This window comes from Mesorhizobium sp. J428 (assembly GCF_024699925.1).
Lineage (GTDB): Bacteria > Pseudomonadota > Alphaproteobacteria > Rhizobiales > Rhizobiaceae > Mesorhizobium_A.
In genome coordinates this window covers 1,203,158-1,219,261 of the sequence record NZ_JAJOMX010000001.1, presented here as the reverse complement: position 1 = coordinate 1,219,261, position 16,104 = coordinate 1,203,158, and the positions used below count along the sequence as shown (strand labels likewise).

Below are 16,104 nucleotides of genomic sequence, written 5' to 3'. Positions count from 1 at the left end.
CACCCATATTCCCGGCGAACGCTGTCATGGTCAGGATTCCTCGACCGCCGGAACCTGCCGCATGGCGGGAAGGCCATTGTCGGCGAGATCGTAGATGTCGGCGAAGACCAGTTCGTTCGCTTCCCGGTCGTCGGTCCAGAACGCTATCCGGTCTTCCGACATGAGTTCCTTTGGGGGCGGAAGCGCCTTGAGCCTCTCCTGGATTCGGGTGGTCGACCAGCCGTCCTCGACGCACCGTTCGAGCATGTCGGCGATCGCGTCGAACCATGGGTCGGCGATATCCGGCGGCCGGCCGATCCGCGCGATCGTGAACGGATAGCGCCGGCCGACCCTGTCCTCGCTCATCCGCCATGCGCCCGCGCAGGGTTGGTCGCCGAAAATGTCCGCGCGGACCGCGAAGCGCCATATCCGGGGATTGAGCTCTGCCGCCTCCGGCCGGTCGCGCAGCTCTATCGACATCCAGCGGTCCCAGCGCTCGACGAAGATGCGCGGCAGGTTCCAGCTGACGAAGTCGCCCGTTGCCGGAATCTTGCCGAAGAAGCCTGTCGTCATATCTGCACCGGGCAGGTGAATTTCTTGAACATCTGCAGATTGTAGGGGTTGTCGACGCTCGACGCCTTCAGCCGCAGGTCAGCGAAGAAGCCCCCGGCGCCGAGGCGCACGTTGTAGACATCCGCCAACGACGTCGCGGTGAAACGCGCGGTCCGCAGCATGCGCAGCCACGCCCAGCTGCCGGTCTCGCTGACGATGACCTCGGGCGACCCATCGATCGGCTGGAAGCTAAGCGAGATGGCGCCCGTTCCGTCCTTGCCCGGCCAGGTCATCGCCTGCGGCCGGGTCGCGTTGTTATAGTAGACGAGCTTTTGGCCATCGAGATCGAGCGTCACGCGCGTCACGCTCGGCGACAGATCGATCGGCTCCAGGGTGAAGCTCATTACCGGGCCGCTGCCGCCGGCGAACAGGTCGTCACGGATGCGGCGGGCCTGTTCGAAGGCGGCGAGAGCGGTCGAGTCGAGACCGAAATCGGCCCGCCACTTCCACGGCTGCGAGGTCGTGTCGACATAGGCGAGGAGATGGTCGTTGATGAAGGCATCGATCATCCCGCCCGGTCCGAACAGGCGCGCGAAATCGCGGACGTTGACGTCGACCGCGCTGCCCGCATCGAAGGGGTAACGATTGTCGAGGGCGGCATTGCAGAAAGGCAGGATCTCCGCCCGCCAGATGGAGTTGAGCTCGGAGGTGACCGCCTTTTGGGTCAGGCCGCTAGTGTCGCCGGCGATGCCGCTCAACCAGTCGTCGATCGGATCGGGCAGAATCTGCGCCTGGCGCGCCACTGCGCCGGTCAGTTCCGCGAGGCCGCCCTGCTTCTTGATCGACTCCTCAGGGTCCGGCGTCGCGTTGACCGTCTGCAGCATGTTGGAGAGATTGGTGAGGGTCACGACCGCGGCATCAAGCGCCGGCGGCTGTCCGTCGACCTCGGCAATGGTGGCCTTAAGCGCTTTGAAATGGTCGGCGACGAGCGTCCCGGTAAGGTCGACCTCCTCGGCCGAACCCGCCTTCGGCAGCAGCTTCACGCCCTGCTTGGCAAGCTTGCCCAGTTTGCCCAGCTTGCCGAGCAGTTTCGAGCTGCCCTTCTTAACCGCCTTGTTGTCACCGGTGGCTCCCTCTTCTTCGTCGGATCGCGTCAGCTCGGTCTCGCGCACGACGGCCGTCACCAGCCGGCGCAGGGCGGAATCGGCGCTCGACAGATCCTTCAAATTGTCGCTCGCCGTCGCGAGGTCGGTCAGAGGGGCCAGCTTGACGTCGCGCAGGAAACTGTCCCACTGCGCGATGTAGTCTTCGTAGTAGAGCTTCAGCACGTCCTTGGAGAGTGCGGCAACGGACGTCTCCGCGTTCTCGGAGCATCCGCCGGCGAAGACCGCGCGGTCCAGCGCGGCCTGGGCGGCCACATCCTCGACGCGATCGAGTATAACCTCGTGGAAGCCGTCATAGGTGAAAGCTCCCGGCAGGCCGTTGCGCAGTGTCTTGTCGGAGGAGCGGACGAAAATCTTGGCGCCGTTCGGACCGGCGAAGTTCGCGGGAATCCATTCCGGCAGCGTGGCCACGGCCGGGTCGTTCAAGAGCTGCTTGTAGGCGCGAACCGGCAGCGAGATCGTGCACACGCTCGCGAGCGCCTCCGCCACCAGCTTGCTGTCCGGCGTGACATACTGGTCGTCCGTGGCCATCCGGCGGATCGCGGCGAGCTGATGCTGCTCAGCGTCCTCGGTCGGGAACGGGGCGGCGGGCGCGAACTCCGGCAGCTCGTCCACCCACCAGGATTGGGCGAACTCGGGATCCATCTGCGACAGGCCGGTCATCATGCGGTAGGTCTTCAGCGCTCCGAGCATGAACTCCGGCTCGCGGATCTGGCGCCACATGGTCGCTTCGAGCAAGGCAACCATGCGCGGTTCCAGCACGTTGCGCAGGGCGTGTTCGTAGGCTTCCTTCTGCGCCTGCAGCAGTTCGGGCGCTGCCGTGGGCCCGACAGCATCGCGCAGGGCACCCGGCGGCGGCGTCTGCGCCTCCACAACCGCATCCATCGCGGCAAGCGCCGACTCCATGTCCGGCGCCTCGACGAGAGCGGGCTGCGCGGCCGCGACGGCGAGCGGACGCTGCAGTGCCTCGAGCTGGGCGGACTGGGCGTCGACGGCGTCGCGATTGTCGAAATACGAGAATGCGAAAACAGCACCTGCTCCCAGCGCGGCGAGCGTGCATGCGGCGGCCGCACCGCGCCAGATCCAGGCGCGGCGGCGCTGGGCCAGCGGATCGAACGTCCCCAGCCCCGCCTCCCTGAAGATCACGTCCGTCATCAGCGACTTGAGGAAGAAGCTCCGCCGCTCGACGCGCTGAGCCAGCATGGTGCGGTGCGGCGGCAGCCCGAATGAAGACGACAGTGCCGCCGTGAGCCGATCTATCGGCGCGCCTTCCTGTGTCGCCGATGTCAGGTAGATGCCGCGCAGCCAGGCGCTTTCCTCGTATCTGCTCTCGCCGGCCATCGCTTCGACGAGCACCTGTATCGGTTCAGACAGGCTTGTGACCTGCGCCGGAAAGCGGAAGATCTCCGCGCGCTGCGAGAGCTTGTCTTCACCCTCGAGCCGCGGAATCATCCGCAGTTCGAGCTCGCGCGCCAGCGCCGATATCTCCTCGCCCACGGCGGCTGCATCGACACGCGCATCCAGCGGAAACGTCGCGCCCCAGACCTGCTCGCGATCCGCGGTCGAGAGATCGTCGAAGAACGGCTCGAATCCCTTGATCAGGTCGGCCTTCGTCAGCATCAGGTAGACGGGCAGGTTGATTTCCAGCCGCTCGTTAAGTTCGGCGAGGCGCCGCCTGATCTTGCGGCCGTGCGCCTTGATCACCTCGTCGCCCTCGGACAGAACGTCGATCGAGATCGCCACGATGACGCCGTTCAGCGCCCTGCGGCCGCGATGCCGCTTCAGGAGATCGAGGAAGCCGAGCCACTCGGTGGAATCGACGTCGGGTTGGCTTTCCTGCTCCACGTAGCGTCCGGCCGTGTCGATCAGCACCGCATTCTCGGTGAAGAACCAGTCGCAATTGCGTGTGCCGCCGACGCCTTGAAGATCGTTGGTCAGGTCGATGGGGAAGTTGAGGCCTGACTGGCGAAGCGCCGTCGTCTTGCCCGTCGCGGGCGGCCCGACGATGACGTACCACGGCATCTCGCGCAGGAACTTCCTGTTGCCCAGCTTGCGCCGACGCAATTCGCCCAGAACCTCCTGGAATTTGGCGCCGACCGCCGCCACGCTTTCCTCGCCTGGGCTCGGCGGCTTTTCCTCAACCGTCGGCGCGATCTCGGCGACAAACACCCGGTTGGCGCGTATCGCACGCCTTTGGGCAATGATCAGCCAGATCAGCCACAGGATGATCAGGCCCGCGATGATGGCGATCCGTACCGTTTCGGATTCAAAAGGCTGGCTGTGTCCGATGCTGACGATAGGCCCGAAAATCCAGACCAGAAGCGAGAGCAGCGTCAGTCCGATGAGTGTCCACAGGATGCGTGACGTGATGACGGCCCAGATGAATCGCAAGATGAACATCTTACAATCTCTTCTCGACCAGAACCTCGACGCGCCGGTTTGCCGCGCGTCCTTCCCGGGTTCCGTTGTCGGCCACCGGATCCGTCGCCGCGCGTCCCTCGGACCTCACCCGTCCCGCCGGAACCCCCCGCTGAACAAGTAGTTCGGCGATGGTCGCCGCGCGCGCTTCCGAGAGGCGCTGGTTGGTGGATAGCGGGTTGCTGCTCTGCAGCGGCACGCTGTCGGTGTGGCCGATGATCGTGATGTTGCCGATCAGGTCGACGTTGTCGAGGATCACCTTCGCCACCGAATCGATGAGCGGCTCGAATCCGTCGGTCAGGTTGGCGCGCGACGACTGGAACAGTTCCGGCGCGGTCGCCTGGATGACCAGCCGCGCAAGCGAAATGCTCTCGCTACCCTTGAGCGCGGGCCGCAGGCTCTCCGGAGCCGCCGCTTCGAACTCGGGCAAGAGGGCGAAGTCGACCACTGCGGGTGGCGGCGGAGGCGGCTCCGCCTTGGGCACGGCGCGCGTGATGGCGGTGCGGTCGGCGGGCGGTAGCGCGCGGACCAGCGTCGTCAATTTGGTGGCATGGCTTGAAAGGCCCATCGACAGGCCGAGGTAGATCAGCGTCGATACGACGATGGCGGTCGCTGCCATGACCCAGATCGGTACGATGAAACGCTGCGGCTCGTCGCCGGCGATCACGCCGCGCCAGTTGGGCGACAGCGGCGCGTCCTCGGCATCCTTGTTGCGCAGAAAGCGTGCCGCCGCGACGCGAACGGCGTTCAGCGATCGATCACCGGCACGCCCCGGCACGCGGTATTTGCCGCGGAATCCGAGCGCGAGGCAGTGGTACATGAGTTCCATCATTTCCGGGTCGCGGGTCGGATGGCGTTCGAGCTCCTCGAGCCGGTCGAAAAACTGTGTGCCGGCGTCGACATCGCCGCGCAGCATGACCACCAGCGGCTGGCGCGGCCAGACGCCCGCGCCGCCCCAGGGTGTATTCAGCGCAAGGTCGTCGAGAAGGGCTGCAACCGCCCAGGCGGCCCGGTCCGCCCGCTCCAGCGACGAGCCCGAGGCGATGGCGGTATCGCGCGCGGCGACAAGAGCGCCGAGCAGGCGCGTGCGCAGCGCCTCGGGGTTCTCGGGTGCGACTGCGCTCTCGAGCTCGGGCGCGAACTCGAGCAGCGACGCGAAGGCCGCCACGAGCGAGTTTGGGTGCGCCCGGCTGCTCTTGACGGAGGCGGCCTGGGGTTCGAGCGAATAGGATGGCTGCTCGCGTCTCGGCTGGCCAGGCGCCGGCTGGCGCGGCGCGACGTTGACCAGACGGATGCGTGTCTTCTCGCGATCCCCCGACAGTCCGAATGGATCGTCCCTGCTCATCACCGGTTCACCGAGTAGCAGTCGACCTGCGGTTCGCTGGGCAGCACGCCCGACACGCCGATGACGAAGCCGGGTGCGTCGAGCAGCGATGCCCAGTGCTCGCTGCGCTGGTCGAGCTCCAGGCACAGCCGGTCGCCGTCATAGGGGATCTCGCGCGGCTGGGAGTGCAGGGGCTTCAGCGGTATCCCGGGCAGTCGGGATTTCCACAGCCCCTCGAACTCGTCCGACGAACCGACCGTCGCCTGGTTGACGAAGATCTTGCGCAAGGCGTCTTCAGACAGTTCCGAGCCGACGCGGATGACGATGCGGCTTGCCGTCAGGAGCTTCGGATTGTCGATGCGAACCTTCCAGACGTTGGTGGAATGCCGCATCACCGGCAGCGCCCGCGACTTCGGCTCGACGTAGCGGAGGCTGAGGATCAGCGAGCGGAGCGTGTCGGCAAGCGCCGTGAACGAAGGCGCCGGCGTCACATGGTCATAAGGCGGCAGTTCGCCGAGCCTGCGCGAACTCGAACCGTAGGTCGCCATCGAGCCGGCCAGCCCTGACAGTTCCTGGAACAGGTCGGCCGGATGATAGACCTCCTGCGCCAGCATGTGCGCCAGACGCGGCCTTGCCGCGTTGGCCAGGTTGAGCATCAGAAGGTCTTCGACGCTGCGGCCCGGACCGCCCAACACGACCTTGCCATGCGCATCGGCGATGTGATCGAGACCGGTGATGATCTCCTGCAGCAACTGCGCATACCACGGCACCGCCCCGGTCACGAGCGCGGGCGGCAGGAAGGTCTCGACCACCGCAACGCCGCCATCGGCGCGCAGGCCCTTGATCTCCGTGATCGGCAGCGTGGTGTAGCCGCCCACCGACTTGCCAGGCGCGAGAATGCGCGCCTGCGGCCGGGCGATCTCGACCTCCTCCGGATCGGCGCCGCCCTGCACGGCGTCGTTGATGGTGACGATCCTGCCGCGATAGCGCGCGCCGCTGAGGCTCGCATGAGCGGGGTCGAAGGCAACCCCGCCGGCCGGTTCGAGCGGAAGGGCGACGAGGACGGCGCCGGCCGACGTGTCTGCCGTGACCGACAGCGGCTGCGGCGCGTCCATCGTCTCGGGGATGGAAAACGGCGTTCCGTCCGGGAAGATGCCGCGAGCCGAGAGGATCGAAATCTGGCCCGCTTCCAGGAGGGCGGAGTCGAGCGTCAGGGCGCGGAAGCCGAACGTCTGGAGGCGCCCCGCCTGCAGCGCGCCGCGCATCGACGCGTCGATGAAGCGGTCCTGCTGCTGGAAATGCTGCGTCCTGAGGAACAGGCCTTCGGACCAGAGCACTCTGTTCGCGTCGGTCATCACCTGTTGTCCTGAGATGAGAAGAGCCCGTCCTTGCGGCTGCTGACCGACATGCCTCCGCGGCCCAATGCTATGCCGATCGTCAGTTTCGATCCCGGAGACATCGCCTTCGTGACCTTCCACTGCCGGCCGGTCGGCTCGCGCACGAACGCGACGAAGCCGAGCGCCGCCGCCTCGGGCTCGACGGTGATCATCTTCGACGCCAGCTTGCCCGGCGCCACGGCGAGCGTGTCGGACCCCATCAGGTCTCCTCCGAGGGTCGCCGCAGCGTCGGCTTCGAGCGCGAAGTAGTCCGCCTGGTCGAAGGTGCCGGTGCTGCGCAGCCGGTAGATCATGACGACGACCGGCCGGTCGCCGCCGTTCGGCCCGGGATTCATGCCGGCGCCTCCCGACACCTTGACGTTGATCTTCGACGGCTTCGGCGCGAACAGGAAACCCGTGGTGAAGACCACGGAGGCAAGGGAGCCAAGGACGGCGAGGACGGCGCGGCGGCTGGTCATCTCTCACTCCTCCTCATAGGCGTCGCGGAAGTCGGCACCGATCTCGCCGAGGAAGCGCGTCTCCGCACTCTGGGCGATCTCGCGATGGCGCTTCCGGTAGAGTTCCCACAGTCTCGCGCTGCGGCCGCCGGACAGGAGGGTTCCCAGGGCCGAATTCGATTTCAGTTCTTCCTCGATCGCTTCGGGATCGAAGCGGTCGATCATGCGCCGCAGGGCGCCCTGGACCCCGCGCCAGGCGCGGACATGGTGTTGCGCAAGATCGCGCACGCTGTCGCCGATCGCCGCTTCGCCCCCAAGGAAGCCCGGGCTGCGTTCCGCCATGATCGTCGCAAGCACGTCTTCGACCGTCGGCAGGAATTTCAGCGGGTTCACCTCGGACGAGCCGATCACCGTCTGGGCGACGCGTGCATTGCCCTTTTCCTCGGCGCGCTTGCGCAGGAGCTGCATCAGCCCGTCCAGCATCAGGCGATACTCGCGGCCGAATTTCTCCATCTCGGCAACCGGATCGCGCGAAGCCGTGGCATCGTCGCCAATGCCAAGACCGCGCAGGAAGGCCGCGCGCAACTCGTCGGGCTGCGCGCCGCGAAAGGCCTCGCCCGCCGTTGCGGCGCGCGCGACGTCCGGCGCGGGTGCGCGTTCAGCCGGGCGCCGCGGTGCGATCTCCCATGGCGCCGCTGGCTGCTGCGGGAGAGCCCGCGCCGGCGGTTCCGGCACAGCCTCGCGGACGGGCGCGGGGCCGAAGGAGAAGTCGGCGCTGAAGGCAGGCCGAGGCGAGGGATCCGGCTGTCGAGGCGGCTCGACCGGCGGATTGCCGAAGCCCAGCGGATCGATCGACGTGCGCGGCCTGGTCTCGGCCGGCGCTCTCCTGCTGGACACGGGGTCGAGGCTAAACGGGTCGTCGAAGGCCTGGGAATTGCGCTCCCGGAATGGCTGGTCCTGTCCCGGCTTCGGCTGCTCGAACGATCTCGGCAGTTCAGCCGGACGCGGGCGCGGCGGCTCTTCCACCGACTTGATCAGGAAGAAATCGTCCTTGTCGAGGCTGACCGGGGGACGCGACACGTGGCCCACGGGCTGCGGCTGCTCGGGCGTGGCCGCGCGATCCGCCCTTACGGCGACCCACAGCACGTAGTCGCCCAGGCGGAGCCGCATTCCGTGGCGCAGACGCGTGGAATTCCCGGAGCCGAGCGGGCTGGCCGAGTCGTCTATGTAGAGCCCGCTGCTCGATATGTCCGTGACGACGTAGTCGTCCGGTCCTCCCGAGATCCTGCAGTGGGCGCGGGAGACGAACATTTCCGGGTCTTCGATCTGCCAATCCGCTTCGGGGCTGCGTCCGATCACCAGCTCGCCCGTTTCGAGCCTTGCCTCGCGCACGGCCTGGGTGCGTGGTCCATGCTCAAGGGTGAGCACCAAGCTCATGTGCCGACCTCTGTGATTTCCGGCCGCCATCCAACGACTGCCCGCAGCCGCATGTCCTCAGCATCTCCCCTTTCAGGAGGGGGCGCAAGCCATGTTGTCCGCCCAAGCAGGGCCGCTCCGAGCTTCGGGGGAGGGATCTCCGCCTTCGCCAGGACAAGCCGCACATCGACATCCACATTGTCTTCGGTAAGGTCCCGCAATGCCCGCTTGAGAGATTTGAGACGCGGGCCGCCCGGCAGGAACGACAGGTAGTCGGCGATGCCCATTGGGCCGATCCGAAGCTCCACGCGGCTCTGCCGGGTGAACGTGCGCGGTCCGATGGTCGCCCCGGCGCCGAGCGCCGCGTAAGCGCCGCCCAGGCGGGTCTGGAGGGACTTGGGGATGGGCATCCAGACTGCGACGAACTCCTTGAGTGCGACCGGAACGTCGAAGGCTTCGGCGACGAACAGAGTGAGGCGCTCGGCGCCGTCGACCTGGTTCGCCAATGCCGTCGCCTGGCGGAGCTTGACCGTATCGAGTTCCGGATCTGCCGGATTGCGGGTCCCCGGCAGGCCGATGCCCGCCAGCGCGGCCAGCATGGCCTCCACTCGTCCGCCGCCCCGGCGCTCCACCTGGACCGCGGGGGTCTGGTCCGCCCACGCCCGGTAGAACAGCGCAATCAGCCTGTGCTGCAGCATGTTGACGAAATCGACGAAGGTCGTGTCGCTCGTCTGCCTCGCATCTGCGCCCGCGAACCAGCGCTGCGACAGGCGGTCGAGAACCCAGCGCGTGATGTGCAAGGGCATCGGCCCTTCCGGACCGAGGAGGCCGATATTGGCGACCGTCACCTGGGCCGGCCGGTTCGCGGTCGCTCCCTCGAAGCCGGCAACGTCGTCGGTCGCGAAACCGAGGCGGATCTGCTGGCCGATGCGCGCCGGCTCGAGCTCCGGCCCGCCTGCCTGCCCGAACGTCCGGCCGTCCTGCTCGAGGCGGCGCAGCAGTTCGAAGAAGTCGAACGCCTCCGACAGCCCGGCTTCATCCGCGTTCCGCTGCCCTAGATCAGGTGGCGATTGCCTGGCGACATCGGCCACAGCACATCCTCCTGTTTCTGCAGCAGTCGCGAGCGCGTCCGCACGAACCCGTTGATGCCGGCATATCGGGCGAAGAGACGCGAGAGCAGGGCCGACAGCAGGAGCGCGCTGTGGCCGGTCAGCACCGACTGGTCGATGTCGAGCGACACCTCCACCCCGCGCCCGAAACACATCGGCCCCTCGATCACCAGCCGTTCCACCACCGGCCTTGACGAGACGCGCGCGATCGAGCGCACGTGCCTGGCGAGGCCGGGATCGCCCCTCTCGGCATAGAGATCGATCAGCGCGTGCAGCGGGTCGGCGCCCCGGCCGTCCGCCGCTAGGCTGAGAAAATTGAGGGACAGTTGCGAGACCAGGCGCCAGGCCAGCTCGTCCGCGCGCGACTCGCCCTCCGCGCTGGCAGGCAGCGACGCCGCAATCGATCTTTGCGGCTGGCGCAGGGCGCCTATCAGCCTGATAGACTCGACGGGGTCGCCACCGTCGAGCGTCAGCGTCGGCGTATCGTCCAGAATGGGGAGGTCGCGGTTAGTGCATAGCGCGACGATGTCGATCCGCTTCGGTCGGTCGGACCTGGTCCCGTCCGGCCGCCGCGACACTGAGAGGAACACGTCGTCGCCGACGTAAGAAGCGCGTGTGACGCCCTGACGCCGTTCGTCCTCCGTCGCTCGCCGCGGCCGCCGTTCGGTCGAATAAACCCAGCCGCTGCCGCGGTTCTGCCCGAGGCTGAAGAGTTCGGGAATGGACGCCTCCGGGCCGACGTGGTCGGCGTCCGCAACGCGGGTGATGCGGAAGATCTCGAAGTCGCGCGGCCGCGTGCGGTCGGCATAGACCGGCTGGCGCGTTCTGCGCGCGTCCAGTTCGACGATGTTGCACTCGCGCTCGAACAGATTGATGATTGGCGTGGCGAAGAGTTCGAAATCGGCCGGTGTCAGATCCGCCAGCTCGGGCGCGGGCCGCTTGAACAGAAACACGATGTCCAGCCGCCCCGAACAGACCCGAAAAGTCGGCCGCAACCCCTCGATGCGGGCGTAATGGAAGCGCTCCGGCATCATGAAATACTCGCGCAGCAGCCGGTATCCCTCGAAGCTCGAGCGGGTGCGCGGCATCAGGGCTTCGGAATCCGAAATGCCCACCATGGCGGGCATGGGAAGTGGCGACAGCTGGCCCGCGCGCGCCTCGGGCCGGGCGCCGACGCCCGAGCAGGCGCCGAAGATGGCGTCGAAGATGAGCGGCGCCTTGGTGCGTCCGGCGAAGCAGAAGCGAAGCTGATCGACCGCGAGGTCGCTCAGATTGCCTTTGCCGATGCGCGCCAGCGTAAGACAGAGTGCGGACTCCGCGCTTTGGCCCTTGGCCGCCGCGATGCCTGCATTCGCTATCGAACTCTTGTCCTGAAGGTAGCGGACCGATGCCACGTCCAGTGGCCAGAGATGGACGTCCTGCGCCGTGCAGTAGGTCGCTCTGGTCGATATGCCGGGCAGCAATCCCGAGATGAGCCGGGTGCCGCGGGCGATAACGTGCCCGGCGTCCATCGTGTGGACCTGCTGTCCCGGCTTGAGCACCGCCATGCCCGTCGCCGGGGTCGGTGAGACAAGGTCCGGATAGAGCAGGTCCAGCACGCTGCGGGAGAAGCGTGAGCGCTCTGCGTCGACCTTCAGCCGGGTTCGCGCCGCCAGGAACGCGACGCCGTCGAGCAGTCGTTCCACATAGGGGTCAGGGCAGGGCACCGTATCGAGCGATAGGTTGCGCGCGATCGTCGGATGCATGTCGGCGAATTCCGCGGCGAGGGCGCGTATGTGGGTCAGCTCTTCCTCGTAATATTCCAGGAAAGCCCGATCCATCGTCAGCCGTCCCTGAATTCGGTTCGAGCCTTGCCGTTCTCGAGGTTGATGGTGGTGCGTAGGCGCATGCGCTCCGGGCTTGGCGTTGTGATCAGCACCGCGTCGATCTCGATCCTCACGCCGCTCGTCTTGTCGCCGAGCGTCACGTCGACCTTGGTCGCCCCCTGCTTCAGCCTCGGCTCGAAGGTTGCGAGCACCGCGCGGATCTCGCGGGCCAATTCATCGCGATCGAAATCGCGCGACGATCGGCCGGAGAAGGGCGGCACGCCGTAGTTGACGACGCTTCTTCGCACCTCGGGAAAGTCTGCAAGGTCGAGGATGCCGTCGTCGAAATGCTCCGCCTCCCATTCGGATCGAAGGGGAACGGCCTCGTATCGTTCGGTGTTGAACAGCGCCTCTATGTCGCGGCGCACCGCCTCGCGCAGAACCCTGTTCGACACGACGACGTTCAGCGTCTGAAGCTCATCGCGACGACGCGTCTGGAAGGCGAGGCGCTGCAGCTTCTGCTTTTGTTCGGCGCTGAGATCGGGAGCGGCTTCGATTGCACGCACACTGCCGCCGAGCAGCGTCTGCACGCGCTCGGCGCCGATCTCGGCATCTGCGGAGCGGCGCATCGCGTCGATCTCCGTCTCCAGTCCCGGCATGTCGTCGACCAGCCGATCCCAGAGCGACGGCTGCAGGGTCTCGCGCGTTGCCGAGCTTCCGCCCGCCGCGGACGCGAGTCCCCTGTCCGGTCGTCGGCCTAGTCGCTCAGACTCCGGTCGCGACATTCATCTCTGTCTCGTGGTCGTCGTCGTAGACGAACTTGATCTTCTTGTAGGCGAATCCGACCTTGTCTTCGATCACGTCGGGTTCGTCGGGACTGTGGTGCATGTTGTAGGAAATGACCGAGGCGTCGGTCATCGTCACCACCAGATAATCGCTGGTTTCGCCCTCGATCGTGCGCCGGCAGGTGAACACCACCTCGTCGAGTTTGGTGTTCTCATAGAGTGCTTGTTTCAGATAGGGCGACGACTTGTCGTAGTGCTTGGTGAACTCGACCGCGCCGAGCGCGACACGACCGCGACGGGACAGCGAGTTCGGATCGTGAGGCGCGACCATCGAAAAATCGACGCCGTAGACCTCGATCTCTTCCTCATGGCCGTCGCGTTCGCTCGGGCCCGGAATGTCTGGAACCTTTAGAAATCCGTCGATCTTCGTTCTCGTATCAGGCATTTCGCGCTCCATTTCTCAAACGAACAGTCACGACTTCACGGAAGGCAGTTCGGATACGAGGCGCAACGATGCGTTGATGCCCTCGAGCTGGTAGTGCGGCCGCAGATAGAAGCGGGCGTTGTAGTAGCCGGGACGCCCCTCGACGCTGTCGACCTGAACCTCGGCTGCGGCGAGAGGACGCTTCGCCCGCGCCTTGTCGTCGGCAAACGCCGGATTGGCGAGCACGTAACGGTTGATCCACTCCGTCAGCCAGATCTGCATGTCGGCGCGTTCCTTGAACGAGCCAACCTTGTCGCGGGCGATCGCCTTGAGGTAGTGCGCGAAGCGCGACACGGGGAACAGGTAGGGCAGGTTGGCGCTCAACCGCTCGTTCGACTGCGCGTCGGGATCGACCAGGCGGCCGGCGCGGGTCTCGTCGTCCTGGAGGGAATGGGCGCCGATGAAGGCTGCAAGATCGGTGTTCTTGCGGTGCAGGATCGGCATCAGCCCCAGCTTGGCCAGTTCGGCTTCGCGGCGGTCGTCGATCGCGACCTCCGTCGGGCACTTCATCGCGATCGAGCCGTCGTCGGTCGGGAACGAGTGAACCGGCAGGTTCAGGACTGTTCCGCCATTCTCGACGCCCCTGATCTGCGTGCCCCAGCCGTACAACTTGTGGCTCCTGTTGATATTCACACCCATCGGAAAAGCCGCGTTCATCCAGACATATTTGTTATGATCGCCCTGAACTTCCTCTTCGAATGCGAAACCTTTCACAGGGACGGTCTCGGCGCCGTAGGGAAGGCGTGCGAGAACGCGCGGCATGGTCAGCCCGATGTAGCGGGCGTCCTCGCTTTCGCGCAGCGATTGCCACGACGCATAGGCCGGGTTCGAGACGATCTGCTGCAGATCCTGCGGATTTGGGAGCTCCTGCCAACTGTCCATTCTGAAGAGCCGGGGAGACGCCGCTGCGATGAACGGCATGTGGGCCGAGGCGCAGATGCCGGACATGTTGCGAAGCAGGCCGACATCGCGCGGATGGTTCGAGAATTCATAGGCGCCGATCATGACGCCGAACGGCTCGCCGCCGAACATGGAATACTCGTCCGTGTAGGTCTTCTTGAAGATGGGGCTCTGGTCCCACATCTGGCCCTCGAAGTCCTCCAGCGTGTCCGCCAGTTCGGTCTTCGAGATGTTCATTACACGGATCTTGAGCTTCTGGTCCGTCTCCGTGTTGTTGACGAGATACCAGAGGCCGCGCCAGGTCCCTTCCATCTCGCGCACCTCCGGCGCGTGCAGGATCTCGTTCATCTGGGCCGACAGCATCTTGTCGATGCCGGCGATCAGCGACTTGATGGAACGGATCGCATTCGATGAAATCGTCGTCGTCTCGGAGCGCGACTGCGCCGCAAGCGCCAGATTGCGGACGAGTTGCTGCAGCCTTTCGCTGTCGTCCTTCTTGACCTTGAAGTCCTTCTCGAGGAGTTCGCTGAACTCGCCCAGGTCGACGGCTTCGGCTTCGGATGCCGCGGCTGTGCTCTTCTGTTTCTCGGCCATGGCTTATTCTCCACCCTTGTCTTCGCTCATTGCCTGATCGGCGATCTGCGCGAGCAACGGCTCGTTGTTCAGCATCTGGGCAATGCGCTTTTCCGCATCGACGCGTCCGTCCATGAAGCCAAGGAGCTCTTCCAGCTGCCGCCGCATCTTGAGGATCTCGGCAAGCTGCGGCACCTGCTCGGCGATCCGGTCCGGAGCGAAGTCGCCCATACTGCTGAAGGTGAGATCGACGGCGAGTTCCTCGTCGCGTTCATTGCCGTCTGCCTGCGGGAGCACGTTCTTGACCCGCGCCTTCACGCGCGGCCCAAGCGCTTCCATGAATTTCGGAAAACGCCCCGCATCCGTCTCGACGAAGCCGCGCTCCTGCAAGGTCTTCTGCGCTTCTTTCGTCTGGGAGGCTCCGGCCAGATCGGCCATGACGCCCATCACGAAGGGCAGTTCAATCGTCGTCGGGCTTCCATAGTGCTCGACGTCATAAGCGATTTGCACGCGGGGTGCGCGGTTTCGCTCTATGACTTTGGCTTTGCTTTCGGCCATGTACGCTACCTTTCGTCCTTCTGAGCGGTTTTCTTGTCTTTGTCCTGCATGCCGGCGAGAAGCCGGAATTCCTTCAGTCCCGACGGCGCGAGATCTTCCATCAACTCGACGAAATCCATGTGGACCATCCGCCGGACGCGGCGCGCCAGGTGCGGAATGGGGCTCGAAGGTTCCGTCCGGTCGTAGAACGCGACAACGAGGTCGAGACACTTCACGACGTCGTCGCGAGAGGTGATCCGATCGGGCAGACCGGTCGCGGAAATCGAAGAGGGAAAGTCCGCGACGTGACCGTTGGGGAGGGGTGCCGCCGCGGGCGCCGCCGCTTGATTCACCGTCTGCTCGGCCCTGACCTTGGCGGGCTGCACACGCTCCAGACTCGCCAGCACCCGGTCGATGAAACGGCTCAACTCGGGGATCGCCGGGCCGACAGTCTCGAGCCGGGCGTTCACGACGACATCGAGCTGGTCCATCGCCGACCGCGCCGCGCGGGCCGCCTCGACCAGGGCCGCGAGATCCGTGGCCGACCTGTCCGCAAACGCCGCCATCGCCGTTCGTACGCGGCCGATCAGCTGTTCATGCGCCTTGGACAGGATCGCTTTCTCGGCCGCATTCAGGCCGGATGCGGCTTCCTGGAGCATTGCCCGATCGTCAAGACAGGCCTGCTCCAGATCGCGCCCGGTTATCCCGCCGATGCCGGGGGAGAAAAACATGGCCCGCTGCCTGAGGTCGCTGAGCAAACCGGATTGGCCATTCTGCAGATCGAGCAGCGCGTTGATGCGGCGCAGCGCGGCGTCGCGCGGCGGGCCGGCGCGCAACATGGGATGCATGTTCTCCCAATAGGCTTCGAAGCTTTTGGCAATGAGCGTCAGCCCTTCTGCCAGGCCACCGAGACCTTCCTCGTTGGCAAGCGCGCGCGTCACGACGACCAGCAACCGCAGGTCGCGTCCATGTATCCGCAGCTCGGCCGCCCGTGCGAGTACCGTGTTCCAGTCGACCGGCGTGCTGACCTGCGTCGTCGGCTTGTTGCGGTCGTCGTAGACGACCTTCACCTGTGGTTCCAGGATCCGCTCGAGGTCATGGAAGCGGGCATCGTTGCGCAAATCTTCCCCCGACGGGTTCTCACCGTCCAACGGAGCCAGCCACTGAGCCAGTTCGATCAACGCAACCTCCGTTGCCGACGAGTTGCAGCATCAGAGAACAACTG

13 protein-coding genes are annotated in these 16,104 nt (G+C 65.8%); all 13 read right to left on the bottom strand.

Annotated features, from left to right (window positions below):
• Positions 1–30: 30 nt before the first annotated feature.
• Genes tagF through tssA form a run of 13 tightly spaced genes read right to left on the bottom strand, consistent with a single transcriptional unit; the run spans position 31 to position 16,060 of the window.
• Positions 31–552: a type VI secretion system-associated protein TagF gene (tagF, locus tag LRS09_RS06080; RefSeq protein ID WP_257804912.1), complete on the bottom strand. Its 522-nt coding sequence runs from the start codon at positions 550–552 to the stop codon at positions 31–33.
• Positions 549–4,094, bottom strand: coding sequence for a type VI secretion system membrane subunit TssM (gene tssM / locus LRS09_RS06075; RefSeq protein ID WP_257804911.1), 3,546 nt, complete (start codon positions 4,092–4,094; stop codon positions 549–551). Before tssM ends, tagF begins: the two co-directional genes overlap by 4 nt.
• 1 nt (position 4,095) lies before the next feature.
• Positions 4,096–5,457, bottom strand: a complete 1,362-nt coding sequence (gene icmH / locus LRS09_RS06070; protein ID WP_257804910.1) for a type IVB secretion system protein IcmH/DotU — start codon at positions 5,455–5,457, stop codon at positions 4,096–4,098.
• Positions 5,457–6,791 carry a type VI secretion system baseplate subunit TssK gene (tssK, locus tag LRS09_RS06065; RefSeq protein WP_257804909.1) on the bottom strand — a complete coding sequence of 445 codons (1,335 nt, stop codon included), beginning with the start codon at positions 6,789–6,791 and terminating at the stop codon, positions 5,457–5,459. Before tssK ends, icmH begins: the two co-directional genes overlap by 1 nt.
• Positions 6,791–7,291 (bottom strand): type VI secretion system lipoprotein TssJ, encoded by a 501-nt coding sequence (gene tssJ / locus LRS09_RS06060; protein WP_257804908.1) that lies wholly within the window; start codon positions 7,289–7,291, stop codon positions 6,791–6,793. The genes tssK and tssJ overlap by 1 nt, the downstream gene beginning before the upstream one ends.
• A 3-nt stretch (positions 7,292–7,294) precedes the next feature.
• Entirely contained in the window at positions 7,295–8,707 is a 1,413-nt protein-coding gene (tagH, locus tag LRS09_RS06055; RefSeq protein WP_257804907.1) for a type VI secretion system-associated FHA domain protein TagH, read from the bottom strand.
• Positions 8,704–9,777 (bottom strand): type VI secretion system baseplate subunit TssG, encoded by a 1,074-nt coding sequence (tssG, locus tag LRS09_RS06050; RefSeq protein ID WP_257804906.1) that lies wholly within the window; start codon positions 9,775–9,777, stop codon positions 8,704–8,706. The genes tagH and tssG overlap by 4 nt, the downstream gene beginning before the upstream one ends.
• The gene (tssF, locus tag LRS09_RS06045) at positions 9,741–11,615 is read right to left on the bottom strand and encodes a type VI secretion system baseplate subunit TssF (RefSeq protein ID WP_257804905.1); all 1,875 of its coding nucleotides are present in this window, start codon (positions 11,613–11,615) and stop codon (positions 9,741–9,743) included. Before tssF ends, tssG begins: the two co-directional genes overlap by 37 nt.
• Before the next feature lie 2 nt (positions 11,616–11,617).
• On the bottom strand, positions 11,618–12,385 hold the full coding sequence (gene tssE / locus LRS09_RS06040) for a type VI secretion system baseplate subunit TssE (protein ID WP_257804904.1): 768 nt from the start codon (positions 12,383–12,385) through the stop codon (positions 11,618–11,620).
• The gene (locus LRS09_RS06035; RefSeq protein ID WP_257804903.1) at positions 12,366–12,830 is read right to left on the bottom strand and encodes a type VI secretion system tube protein Hcp; all 465 of its coding nucleotides are present in this window, start codon (positions 12,828–12,830) and stop codon (positions 12,366–12,368) included. Before LRS09_RS06035 ends, tssE begins: the two co-directional genes overlap by 20 nt.
• Positions 12,831–12,857: 27 nt before the next feature.
• Positions 12,858–14,363, bottom strand: coding sequence for a type VI secretion system contractile sheath large subunit (gene tssC / locus LRS09_RS06030; RefSeq protein WP_257804902.1), 1,506 nt, complete (start codon positions 14,361–14,363; stop codon positions 12,858–12,860).
• Between the two features lie 3 nt (positions 14,364–14,366).
• A complete protein-coding gene (gene tssB, locus LRS09_RS06025; RefSeq protein ID WP_257804901.1) occupies positions 14,367–14,900 on the bottom strand; it encodes a type VI secretion system contractile sheath small subunit in 534 nt (177 codons plus the stop codon).
• Positions 14,901–14,905: 5 nt separating this feature from the next.
• Complete coding sequence (tssA, locus tag LRS09_RS06020; RefSeq protein ID WP_257804900.1) at positions 14,906–16,060, bottom strand: type VI secretion system protein TssA; 1,155 nt, start codon at positions 16,058–16,060, stop codon at positions 14,906–14,908.
• Between the last annotated feature and the right edge of the window lie 44 nt (positions 16,061–16,104).